Origin of the sequence: Geovibrio ferrireducens, from assembly GCF_026226615.1 — a bacterium.
GTDB lineage: Bacteria > Chrysiogenota > Deferribacteres > Deferribacterales > Geovibrionaceae > Geovibrio > Geovibrio ferrireducens.
In genome coordinates this window covers 12186-24087 of the sequence record NZ_JAJAPB010000016.1, presented here as the reverse complement: position 1 = coordinate 24087, position 11902 = coordinate 12186, and the positions used below count along the sequence as shown (strand labels likewise).

Below are 11902 nucleotides of genomic sequence, written 5' to 3'. Positions count from 1 at the left end.
TAATGAATCCCGTTCATATAATAGGCGGCGGTCTCGCAGGGAGCGAGGCCGCTTATCAGCTTGCCAAACGCAATATCCCTGTGATTATTTATGAGATGCGCCCTGACGTAATGACCCCCGCCCACTCCGGCGGCGGTTTTGCAGAGCTTGTATGCTCCAACTCCCTCAAGGCGGAGGCGACAGATACGGGTTCGGGTCTCCTCAAGGCGGAACTGGAGCTTATGGACAGTCTCCTTATCCGCATTGCGAAAGAGTGCAGGGTTCCTGCGGGCGGCTCACTTGCCGTGGACAGGGAGATGTTCTCCGCCAGAGTCACCGAAACGCTTTCCGCAATGGAGAACGTGCGCATAATGCGCGGTGAGGTCAGGGAGATTCCCGCTGACAGACCGCTGATTATCGCAAGCGGTCCTCTGACATCGGATATTCTGGCTGATAAAATAAAGAACCTGATGGGCGGCGGACTGTATTTCTTTGATGCCATATCGCCCATTATAGATTTCGACTCAGTGGATATGACCAAGTGCTATTTCAAAAGCCGCTACGGCAAAGGTGACCCTGATTATCTCAACTGTCCTATGACAAAGGGTGAGTACGATGCCTTTTATGATGCGCTCATGGATTCTGAAAAGGTTGCCTTTGAGGACTTCGAGAAAATGAACATGTTTGAAGGGTGCATGCCCATTGAGGAAATGGCTGCCAGAGGCCGCAAAACCCTTGCATTCGGCCCTTTGAAACCTGTCGGGCTTGAGCATCCTGAAACAGATAAGAGGTACTACGCCGTTCTTCAGCTCCGTAAGGAGAATGAGGAGGGCACGGCTTACAATCTTGTGGGCTGTCAGACCAAGATGAAGACCGGCGAGCAGAAAAGGGTGTTCCGGATGATTCCGGGGCTTGAAAACGCAGAATTTCTCCGTTACGGTTCTGTTCACCGCAACACATATATCAATTCCCCCTCTAAACTGGACGACAGATTCAGGTATGAGGACGGATTATACTTCGCAGGACAGATAACAGGCGTGGAAGGCTATCTGGAATCCATAGCATCCGGACTCATCGCCGGGCATGACCTCGCACTGAGGCTCACCGGAGGCGAAAGCAGAGCATTTCCGAGGGAAACCGCCCTCGGCTCGCTGGGTCTGTTTGTTACCGATAAATACGAGGCGACACGGAAAAAATACGTGCCGAGCAATTTTCACTTCGGTATGCTGCCCGCTCCGGAAGAGCGGATAAAGGACAAAAAACTGAAAAAAAGCATGATGGCGGAAAAGGCTGTCAGCGCTTTGAAGGCTTTTCTGGATAAAACTGAAATATAGAAGCAGGATAGCGTGATCCTGAATCAGTGAAGGATCACTCAGTATAAAAGCGGATTAAGGTTATGAATACAGTCCCACGGACGGGACTGCGCCGTGCGCAGAGAAGACGTGTTTTTCACGGCGCGAGCGTGTATCTTAATCCGACAGGATGTTTGGATTAAGATTATGAATAAAGACCGTGCGATCGCCGATTTCATTTTGTACCTGAAAAACGAAAAAAACGCCTCAGAGCATACAATAAAGGCGTATTCCGGTGATCTGACCGAACTTGCTGAATATCTGGAAACTGAAAAAATAAACGATGTGAAATCTGTGGATTTCTTTATTCTGCGTGGGTTTGCCGCCTCACTTTTTGACAGGGACATTTCAAAATCCACAGCGGAACGAAAGATAGCCTGCCTGAAATCATTCTTTAAATTTCTGCATAAAAAAGGGATCACCGATGACAACCACGCCCGTATGCTTAAATTTCCGAAAAAAGAGAAAAAAGCCTTTAATGTCTTTAATATAGACGACCTCCTGAACCTCCTTGAACTTCCTGACAAAACAGAAGCCGCCGGAATGCGTGATGCGCTTATACTGGAGCTTATGTACGGAACGGGTGTGCGTGTTTCTGAGCTCACAGGGCTGAATATTTCCGATGTTGACCTCCGCGGCATGCGCATGCGCGTTCGCGGAAAGGGGAAGAAGGAGCGCATAATCCCCCTTGGTGATATACTGGGGGAACTTATAGCGGAATATATGCGTGTGCGTGCCGATGTGCCTGCTGAGGGGCATTACCCGAAGGATGATGCTGTGTTCCTCAACAAATACGGCACAAGACTGACCGAACGCTCTGTCGGGCGCATTGTGGAGAAGTATCTGAAAGAGGCGGGGCTTCCGCCGGATTTCTCTCCGCACTCGTTCAGGCATTCCTTCGCCACACATCTTCTTGAGGGCGGGGCTGATCTCCGCACCATTCAGGAGCTTCTGGGGCATGAATCCCTCTCCACAACGCAGAAATATACTCACCTGAACCTCAGTGATCTCCTGAGAGTGTACGATCAAACCCATCCGAAAGCAAAATAGTTAATTTTTTTATCTGTTCATTCCGAATCAGTTAAACCTCACTAACCGCTCTTCTGAATAAATCTGCATTTTTTCACTGTGAAATATTTAAATCAGGTGGTATTATTCGTTCCGGTAATTATTATATAATTATTATTCACTGGTTGAATCGATATAGGTTTGGTATGGAAAAAGCATTAGTTGTTGATGACAGCAGGCTCATCCGCAAAAGCATCAGAACCGAGCTGGAAAAATTCAGCTACAAAGTTGATGAAGCGGCTGATCTCGCTGAGGCAAGAAAAAAACTGGCAGAAAATGATTACGATGTAGTTACGCTGGACATGGTTTTGCCGGACGGTAAAGGGTTGGATCTGTGCAGGGAAATGAAGTATGAACAGAGATTTGAACAGACAACTGTGATCATCATTACCTCCCTTATTGATGATTCGGTGCGCATACAGTGTTTTCAGAACGGAGCGTTCGGCTATTTTCTGAAAAACTCTGTAAGGGAAGGTCTAGGTGTCTTTCTGCAGAATGTCAAAGACTTCGTGGGAACCTGCTGTTTCGGCGGAATGAAAGCTCTTCTCGTTGAGGACAGCAAGCTCCAGCGGAACTTTATCAGCGGTCTTCTGAAAAAATCCGGCGTGAGTCCCATATGTATGGAAAATATTGACAGCGCAATGGATCTGCTGAAAAGCGGGAGTTATGTGCCGGATATTGTTCTGATCGATTACTTCTTCGGTTCGGGTAAAACCAGCGGCGAGTTTGTCAACTTTCTTAAAAAAGACTATAACTTCAAGAATATCCCCATTATAGCCATGACCGTCTCTGATGACAGGGAAGTCCGCAACAGCCTGTTTTATACGGGAGTTAATGACTTTTTTCATAAGCCTTTTGATGTGGAGGAGTTCTATCTGCGTCTGAGGGCACATCTTCTCAATAAAATTCTGCTGGACGACATGGAAAAGACAAACAAACTTCTCCAGCTTCAGGCCATTACGGACGGACTCACCGGTATATACAACAGACGCTACTTTTATGAAACACTCAGCAAGGAAGACAGCAGATTCCGCCGCACAAAAGAACCGTATTCAGTGATACTGTTCGATATTGACCATTTCAAAAGAATCAACGACAGGTTCGGGCACATACTTGGTGATGAAGTGATCAGAGAGATAGCCTCTATTGCCCGCTCACTCACGAGAGATTCGGACAGCGTTGCCCGCTACGGCGGTGAGGAGTTTATCATCCTCCTCCCGGAAACCGACTGCGGCGGAGCATACACTCTGGCTGAAAAGCTGCGTAAAACCATTGAATCAACAGTTTTCAAAGGGATCAGCGCCCGCATTACAGGCAGCTTCGGCGTTGCATGCATTTCAGAAACCAGATGCAGCGAGAAGCTGGTTAATCTGGCTGACGAAAGGCTGTATCAGGCAAAAAATATGGGCAGGAACCTTGTGGTAAGCAACGAAACTGTGGTGAAGTAGCTCTTACTGCCTTATAGAAATAAGAAAGCCCCGAACGGCTGTCCGGGGCTGTTGTTTTTTTAAGCTATGCTGCTGTTATTTCGCGTGGCATTTGTTGCAGGATTTGCCCTGAGGAACTTTTTTCGCTACATGGCATTCCCAGCAGAAGTTGTCGTGAGCATCGTTTTTAGTCGCTTTAACTTTGATAGCACCTTTGAAGTTAACTTCTCCGCCTGCTTTAAGGTTTTTAAGCGGACCGCCGTCTGCTTTAACGTGGCAGTCAGTACATTCGTTTTTAGCCTGGTGTACATCGTGGGGGAACTGAACAGCAGCTTTGGAAGGTTCGCCTGCTACCCATGTTTTAAGGTCGATTTTTGCGGGACCAGCCGCGATTGCCGCAGCAACTGCAAAACAGACGACAACCATTGCAACTATGAGTTTTTTCATAATCTTCTCCTTTATGAAATCTATCAGCATAAATTAGCATATGACATTATAATGTCAAGGCTGATTATGTCTGATTTACGTATAATTTGCGGTAAAGAAAAGGTAAAATCCACAATGGCGGACGGTGAAGTGTCCGTATTATTTTGGTATAAATAGAAATTTACCTTTGTGCAAAAAGTTTTGACCATATTCTCTATCCCGCCTTCATATGGAATGCCGGACAGGTTGGCGCTTGTGGCGGTAACTGCGCCGTATTCACGTAAAAAGCCCGCCAGAGGCTCGGTCTTCGGCAGGCGGACCGCAACATTTCCGTTCAGCGTCATTAATGGATGCAGATTTTCCTTTGCCTTAAGAACCAGTGTGCACGGAAACGGACAGTTTTTCAGCAGATTCAGAGCCGCAGGGGATGGTTCTGCTATCTCCTCAACCTGTTTTATTGATCCGACAAGCACAGGAAAGGGTTTGTTCACTTCCCTGCCTTTGATTTCGTAAATTTTCTCATTGGCGGTTATGTCCCGCACGGACGCGCCTATGCCGTAGATTGTATCTGTAGGAAAGATGACGGGCTCGTTTAGTGAGCCCGCCTGAGAGAATATTTTTTTGAATGCGGACGAATCCGCCTTCATTATAAGCATTTTATTGTGCGCCGTTCAGCATTGCCTGTACTTCTTCGTTAGCCTTGTAGACTTCCTGCTTCATGTTCTCTCGGTAGGTTTTCAGTTTTGCGTTAAGCGCAGCATCTGATCTGGCTATTATCTGACATGCGAAAAGAGCTGCGTTTTTTGCTCCTGCGCTGCCGATTGCCATTGTGGCAACAGGTATGCCGCCGGGCATCTGCACCATAGAGAGCAGGGCATCAAGACCGCCTAAGGTTGTAGCGGAAACAGGGACAGCCACAACGGGGAGGTTGGTCTCGCTGGCTACGACACCGGCAAGGTGTGCTGCTGCGCCCGCCAGAGCTATTATCACGGAGAAGCCGTTGTTCTCGGCATTTCTTGCCCATTCTCCTGTGCGTTCGGGGGTTCTGTGTGCGCTTGAAACAATAACTTCGCAGGGCACATTGAAGTCTTTAAGAACCTTAATGGCAGCTTCGGCTATACCGAGGTCTGACTTGCTGCCCATTATGATGCCGACTTTACTCATTTCTTAAGCCTCCTGAGCGCCTTAGCTCCGATGTCTTTACGGAAGTGGGCGTTTGTCCAGTATATTTTTTTCACCGCTTCGTAGGCACGCTCTATGGTTTCCTCAAGGTCTTTACCCCTTGCGGTAACTCCCAGAACGCGTCCTCCGGTGTTTACGGTTGTTTTATCCACAGTTGCGGTTCCCGCGTGGAATACCTTTACGCCTTTTATTTTATCTGCATCTGCTATGCCGTTTATCTCATAGCCTTTTTCATAGTCCTTGGGGTAGCCGCCTGAGGCCATGACAACGCACACAGCGGGTTCTGTACTCCAGTCCGCGCTGATTTCCTTAAGCCTGCCGTCTATGCATGCCTCGAAAATTTCAAGCAGATCGGAATTGAGCCTTGTCAGCACCGGCTGAGTCTCCGGGTCGCCGAAGCGGGCGTTGAACTCAAGCACCTTCACGCCGTCTGCTGTGATCATCAGCCCTGCGTAAATTATACCGACATATTTTATGCCGCGCTTTTTAAACTCGTTTATCAGGGGATAGGCTATTTTCTGCGTTGCGAAATCGAATATTTCATCCGTAACCACGGGTGCGGGGGAGTAGGCGCCCATTCCGCCTGTATTGGGGCCTTTGTCATCGTCGTAAACAGCCTTATGATCCTGACTCGAAACCATCGGCAGAACGGTTTCCCCGTCGGAAAAGGCAAGGTAAGAGGCTTCCTCTCCGTTGAGGAATTCCTCAACCACCACTCTGTTTCCGGCCTCGCCGAAGATATTGTCTATGAAGATCTCTTTCAGTGCGGCTTCCGCTTCCTTCACAGTGAAGGCAACGGTAACACCTTTGCCTGCCGCCAGTCCGTCCGCTTTGATAACGATGGGTGCGCCTTTTTCATGTACATAGGCGTTCGCCGCTTCAAAATCGGTGAACTCCCTGTAAAATGCCGTGGGTATTCCCGCAGCAACCATCATCTCCTTTGCGAAGGCTTTGCTTGCCTCAATCTGCGCTGCCGCTCTGCAAGGACCGAAGACGCGCAGCCCGCGTTCCTGAAAGTAGTCCACTATGCCTGCGGCGAGGGGATCTTCCGGGCCGACAACGGTGAGCGCCACGCCGTTTGTTTTTGCAAAATCCGCAAGCTCCTTAAGGTCGGTGGCTTTTATGCGGATGTTGGTTACTTTGTTTTCCAGAGCGGTTCCGCCGTTGCCGGGAGCAACGAAGATTTCCTCAACCTTGGGATTCTGAGCCAGTTTCCATGCGAGGGCGTGTTCCCTGCCCCCGCTGCCTACAACAAGTATTTTCATTGCTAATCCTTATTTGATGATAGTTCGCAGACAGGTACATCCTGTCCTGCTGCTCACACATTCGCGCCGTGGTAACACGGCTTCACTTCGCACGGCGCAATTCCATCCATGGAATTGTAATGCTATTTTGATGATAGTTCGCAGACAGGTACATCCTGTCCTGCTGCTCACGCATTCGTGGTCAGGCAATGTGTGATTTATTCATTAAAATCTCCCCCTGCCCCTCTTTATGAAAGAGGGGTGTTCTTATCAGCTTCCCCCTTTTTTAAAGGGGGATAGAGGGGGATTTTGTAGGTGAACTTAAGTTTGTTTTTCTGCTTGCCGCCAATTTTAATGTTTAAAGTGACGGATGCCGGTGAAGATCATGGCTATGCCGTGCTCATCCGCAGCCTGAATGACTTCCTCATCCCTGATTGAGCCGCCGGGGGAGATTATGGCAGTTATGCCCTGTTCAGCCGCCTGATCCACGCTGTCGCGGAAGGGGAAGAACGCATCGCTTGCCATTACGCATCCCTGAAGGGGTTTTTTCGCCTTGAAAGCGGCTATTCTGGCGGAGTCAACACGGCTCATCTGCCCTGCGCCCACACCTATGGACTGATATTCGTTGGCGTATATTATCGCGTTTGATTTAACATGTTTCGCAACTTTCCATGCAAAAGCCATGGCCTTAAGCTCGCCTTCGGTGGGTTTGCGTTTGGAGGGTGAAGGGAGGGCGGCTATGTCGTCAAAGGAGTGAAGGTCTCTGTCCTGAAGCAGAACGCCGCCTGTGACCTTTTTAACGTCAAGCTCATTGTCCCTCGCTCCGGAGAGATCACCTATCTCTATGAGACGGAGGTTCTTTTTCTGTTCAAGGATCTCTTTTGCCTCTTTGCTGAATGAGGGTGCGACTATGACCTCAAGGAAAAGCTCGGCGAGTTTTTCCGCAGTGGCCTTGTCCACCTCCCTGTTAGCGCCGACTATGCCGCCGAATGCGCTCACGGGGTCGCACTCAAGGGCGCGCTCGTAAGCCTCAAGGAGGGTTGAGCCTGTGGCTGTGCCGCAGGGGTTGGTGTGTTTTATGATTGTGATCGCCGGTTCTCCGCAGAAGTCCTTTATGATCTCAGCAGCGGCGTTGATGTCTACTATGTTATTGAAGGAAAGCTCTTTTCCGTGGAGCTGAACCCCGGTGGAAACGCCCGGCTCCTTAATAAGGGGCTGAACGTAAAAAGCTGAGTCCTGATGAGGGTTTTCGCCGTAGCGCATACCCTGTTTCTTGCGCGCGGGGAGGGTGTATTCATCGGGGAACTTAACACCCAGAAGGTTGTTGAAGAAGCCTGCGATGATGCTGTCATACAGCGCAGTGTGTCCGTATGCCTTTCTTGCCAGATCGCGTCTGGTTTCAAGGGTGGTTCCGCCCTGTGCGTCCATTTCGGTTATAACGCGTTTGTAATCCGCTCCGTCCACTATGATAGTTACGAACTTGTGGTTTTTAGCGGCGCTTCTCACCATGGACGGGCCGCCTATGTCTATGTTTTCGATTATTTCGTCAAGACTTACGCCAGCTTTACAGACAGTTTCCTCAAAGGGGTAAAGGTTGACGGCAACAATATCAATGTTTTTGAGGCCGTGCTCCTTCATGGTTTTCTGGTGTTCCGCATCGTCACGGACGTTAAGGATGCCGCCGTGCACTCTGGGGTGAAGGGTTTTTACCCTGCCGTCCAGCATTTCGGGAAATCCGGTGAACTCACCTATTTCTGTGATTCTGATTCCGCTTTCTTTCAGAAGTTTGGCTGTCCCGCCTGTGGAGATTATTTCAACCCCTCTTGCGGCAAGCTCTTTTGCGAATTCGGCTACGCCTTCTTTCTTGGAAACGCTGATCAGCGCTCTTTCAGGTTTTACTATCATTTCTTCTCACTCCTTTTATGAAGAAAAAGGTCAAGCATAAGCAAGCAGACCCCTACGGATATAGCACTGTCCGCCACGTTGAAGGCAGGCCAGTGGTAATCTGATACATAAAAATCCAGAAAATCCACCACTTTTCCGATGTAAACCCTATCTATAAAATTGCCGACCGCTCCGGCAATAATAAGCGTGTAAGAGAACGCCCTCAGCTTCATCTCGTGTTCTTTGTAAAGCAGATAACCCACAGCGGCTATCGCTATAAGAGTAACCAGAACAAAGAAAAGCTGACGGTAGCTTTCGTTCATTTTAGCCAGAAAACCGAAAGCTGCGCCCGGATTCAGTATGTAGGTCAGGTTGAAGAATCCGGGTATGACCTCACGGGTTTCATGGAGCATGAACGTGTTTTTGACTATGATCTTCGTAGCCTGATCAACAATGAGCAGGACGGCGAAAAGAGGGATAAGGACTTTTTTCATATCAGCTTATCGCCTCGGCGCATCTTGAGCAGATTGTCGGGTGAGCGGGGTCAGCCCCCACTGTGGGAACCTGACACCAGCATCTCTCGCACTTCTGATTTGCGGATGCGCTTGCTATTACCTTCACAGTTTTGTCCTCAGACGTGTAAGCACCTTCAAGGGTGTTTATGTCCGTAAGCTCAAGTTCTGAGACTATGAAGATTTTCTCTATCCCCTCATCTGCTGACATGATTTCTCTGTCGGCTTCTGAGAGTCCGACGATAACCTTCGCACCGAGAGAATGCCCTATAACTTTTTCTGTTCTGGCAAGTTCAAGGGCTTTGTTGACTTCTCTTCTTATCTCTATGATTCTGTTCCATTTCGCTTCAAGTTTTTCATCTTTCAGAGGGAGAACCTTGGGGAAAAGTTCCTCGAAAACAAGTTCGCTTTTGCCGCTCCAGCCGGGGATGAACTCCCATATCTCGTCCGCAGTGAAGGAGAGAATGGGAGCCATTACTATGCTCATCTCTCTTGTTATGGTGAAAAGCGCTGTCTGCGCTGATCTGCGCTGGTGCGAATCCTTTCTGTATGCGTAAACCCTGTCCTTTATTATATCAAGATAGAAGGAACTGAGGTCGTTTATGCAGAAGTTCAGGAACGTGTGGTAAAACACGTGGAACTGGTATCTGTCATATGCGTTGTAGATGCGCTCCTTCACAGCCTGCCAGCGGATCAGGGCATATTTGTCCAGATCAAGCAGCTTATCGTATTCAACCATGTCTGTATCGGGGTTGAAGTCGGATATTACGCCGAGGAGGTATCTGGCCGTGTTGCGGATCTTCCTGTAGGATTCCACAAGGCGGCTTATTATGTCATCGGAGATTCTTATGTCTTCCGAGTAGTCTTCCGCAGAAACCCAGAGGCGGAGAACCTCTGCGCCGTATTTCTTTATTATTTCATCAGGAGCCACAACATTGCCGGAGGACTTGGACATTTTGCGCCCTTTGCCGTCCACAACAAATCCGTGGGTGAGTATCTCGTCATACGGCGCTCTGCCCCTTGTGCCGACTGACTCAAGGAGTGTGCTGTGGAACCAGCCCCTGTGCTGGTCGCTCCCTTCAAGGTACATGTTCACAGGCCAGCCGAGCTCTTTTCTCTCCTCGCACACGGCGGAGTGAGAAACGCCGGAATCGAACCATACATCAAGGATGTCCGTCTCTTTTTTCAGCCTTGCGCCGCCGCATTTCGGGCATTTGGCATCCTTGCCGATAAACTCCTCCGCTTCCATGTCGAACCATGCGTCTGCGCCGTGCTCACGGAAAGAGGCGAGAACTTTTTCCTGAACATCCTTCGGTATATATACCTCATCGCAGTCCTGGCAGGTGAAAACGGCTATGGGTACGCCCCATGTCCTCTGGCGGCTGATGCACCAGTCCGGCCTGTGCTCTATCATAGCGTTGATTCTGTTCTGTCCCCATGCGGGAACCCACTGAACCCTCTTTATCTCGTCCAGCGCCTTTTTGCGCAGGTCATTGGTTTCCATGGATATAAACCACTGTGGGGTGGCGCGGAATATTACGGGGTTTTTGCAGCGCCAGCAGTGGGGGTAGGAGTGCTCTATTTTACCGTGGGAGAGAAGAACGCCGCTTTCATCAAGGAGTTCGACTATCTTGGGGTTGGCTTTGTTTATGTGCTCTCCTGCGAATATTTCAGTGTCCTTTTTAAACACACCGTAATCGTCCACAGGGTTAAGCACCTCAAGGCCGTATCTGAGACCGACAACATAGTCCTCCTGACCGTGGCCGGGGGCTGTGTGGACAAGTCCCGTGCCCGCTTCAAGGGTTACGTGATCGCCGAGGATTATTGCTGAATCCCTGTCATAGAAGGGGTGCTTGTTTTTTATACCTTCGAGATCCGCCCCTTTGAAGGTTGCCGTTTTTTCGTAAGCGGTTATCTTAAACTCGCCGAGAAGCTTTTCAAGAAGCTCTTCCGCAACGACTATGTATTCGCCGCCGAGATTTTTGTTATCCGCCTCGGTGACTTTTACGAGAGCGTAAACAAAATCGGGATGAACGCAGACGGCAAGGTTCGCAGGGAGTGTCCATGGCGTGGTTGTCCAGATTACGGATGACACCTTATCTGATGCCGCAAGTCCGAGCTTTGCCTTGTCAGCGTCACGGACGGGGAATTTGACATATATGGAGTGTGATGTGTGGTTATCGTACTCCACCTCCGCCTCGGCGAGGGCGGTAACGCAGCTTGTGCACCAGTAAACGGGCTTTGAACCTTTGTAAACTCCGCCGTTGTTGAAGAATCTGTAAAGCTCCTCAAGGGTTTTGGCTTCGTAAACATGATCCATGGTTATGTACGGGTTGTCCCAGTCGCCGAAACCGCCGAGACGCTTGAACTCTTCCCTCTGTATGTTTATGAACTCTGTTGCGTATTCACGGCAGAGCTTTCTTATCTGAGATTTTGAGAGCTCATGCTTCTTGCTGCCGAGCTTTTTATCCACCTGATGTTCAATGGGCAGACCGTGGCAGTCCCATCCGGGGATGTAGGGCGCCTGACGGCCTTCAAATGATTTTACCTTCACCACGAAATCTTTAAGAATTTTGTTCAGTGCGTGTCCGATGTGGATATGGCCGTTTGCATATGGAGGGCCGTCATGGAGAATGTATTTTTCGCAGTTTTCCCTTTTTTTCATTATTTTGGAATATGCGTTCTCTTCGTCCCATTTTTTTATGCGTTCCGGCTCTCTCACGGAGAGGTTGGCTTTCATGGGAAATCCGGTTTCCGGGAGATTCAGCGTGCTTTTGTAATCCATCGCGACAGCACTCCTTTATGATTTATTGGGGGAGAAAATACAT

General features: G+C 49.2%; 10 protein-coding genes. 3 read left to right on the top strand and 7 right to left on the bottom strand.

Translation table 11 applies throughout. From position 1 onward, the window contains the following. Positions 1-2: 2 nt before the first annotated feature. The 3 genes from trmFO (at position 3) to OSQ85_RS12760 (ending at position 3847) form a co-directional block, all read left to right on the top strand. Entirely contained in the window at positions 3-1313 is a 1311-nt protein-coding gene (gene trmFO, locus OSQ85_RS12770) for a methylenetetrahydrofolate--tRNA-(uracil(54)-C(5))-methyltransferase (FADH(2)-oxidizing) TrmFO (RefSeq protein ID WP_265823612.1), read from the top strand. Between the two features lie 165 nt (positions 1314-1478). Continuing rightward, the gene (gene xerA / locus OSQ85_RS12765) at positions 1479-2381 is read left to right on the top strand and encodes a site-specific tyrosine recombinase/integron integrase (RefSeq protein WP_265823610.1); all 903 of its coding nucleotides are present in this window, start codon (positions 1479-1481) and stop codon (positions 2379-2381) included. A gap of 164 nt (positions 2382-2545) precedes the next feature. Next, positions 2546-3847, top strand: a complete 1302-nt coding sequence (locus OSQ85_RS12760; protein ID WP_265823609.1) for a GGDEF domain-containing response regulator — start codon at positions 2546-2548, stop codon at positions 3845-3847. A 75-nt stretch (positions 3848-3922) separates the two neighbouring features. On the opposite strand, the gene OSQ85_RS12755 is transcribed toward OSQ85_RS12760, so the two are convergent. From OSQ85_RS12755 to ileS, 7 genes are all read right to left on the bottom strand, one after another. After that, complete coding sequence (locus OSQ85_RS12755) at positions 3923-4273, bottom strand: cytochrome c3 family protein (protein WP_265823608.1); 351 nt, start codon at positions 4271-4273, stop codon at positions 3923-3925. A 23-nt stretch (positions 4274-4296) separates the two neighbouring features. Then, positions 4297-4908 carry an L-threonylcarbamoyladenylate synthase gene (locus OSQ85_RS12750; RefSeq protein ID WP_265823607.1) on the bottom strand — a complete coding sequence of 204 codons (612 nt, stop codon included), beginning with the start codon at positions 4906-4908 and terminating at the stop codon, positions 4297-4299. A gap of 1 nt (position 4909) precedes the next feature. Continuing rightward, entirely contained in the window at positions 4910-5416 is a 507-nt protein-coding gene (purE, locus tag OSQ85_RS12745) for a 5-(carboxyamino)imidazole ribonucleotide mutase (RefSeq protein WP_265823606.1), read from the bottom strand. Further along, positions 5413-6699: a phosphoribosylamine--glycine ligase gene (gene purD, locus OSQ85_RS12740; protein WP_265823605.1), complete on the bottom strand. Its 1287-nt coding sequence runs from the start codon at positions 6697-6699 to the stop codon at positions 5413-5415. The genes purE and purD overlap by 4 nt, the downstream gene beginning before the upstream one ends. Before the next feature lie 330 nt (positions 6700-7029). Then, positions 7030-8583 (bottom strand): bifunctional phosphoribosylaminoimidazolecarboxamide formyltransferase/IMP cyclohydrolase, encoded by a 1554-nt coding sequence (purH, locus tag OSQ85_RS12735; protein WP_265823603.1) that lies wholly within the window; start codon positions 8581-8583, stop codon positions 7030-7032. Further along, positions 8580-9056, bottom strand: coding sequence for a signal peptidase II (gene lspA, locus OSQ85_RS12730; RefSeq protein ID WP_265823602.1), 477 nt, complete (start codon positions 9054-9056; stop codon positions 8580-8582). The genes purH and lspA overlap by 4 nt, the downstream gene beginning before the upstream one ends. Position 9057: 1 nt before the next feature. After that, positions 9058-11859, bottom strand: coding sequence for an isoleucine--tRNA ligase (ileS, locus tag OSQ85_RS12725; RefSeq protein ID WP_265823600.1), 2802 nt, complete (start codon positions 11857-11859; stop codon positions 9058-9060). Between the last annotated feature and the right edge of the window lie 43 nt (positions 11860-11902).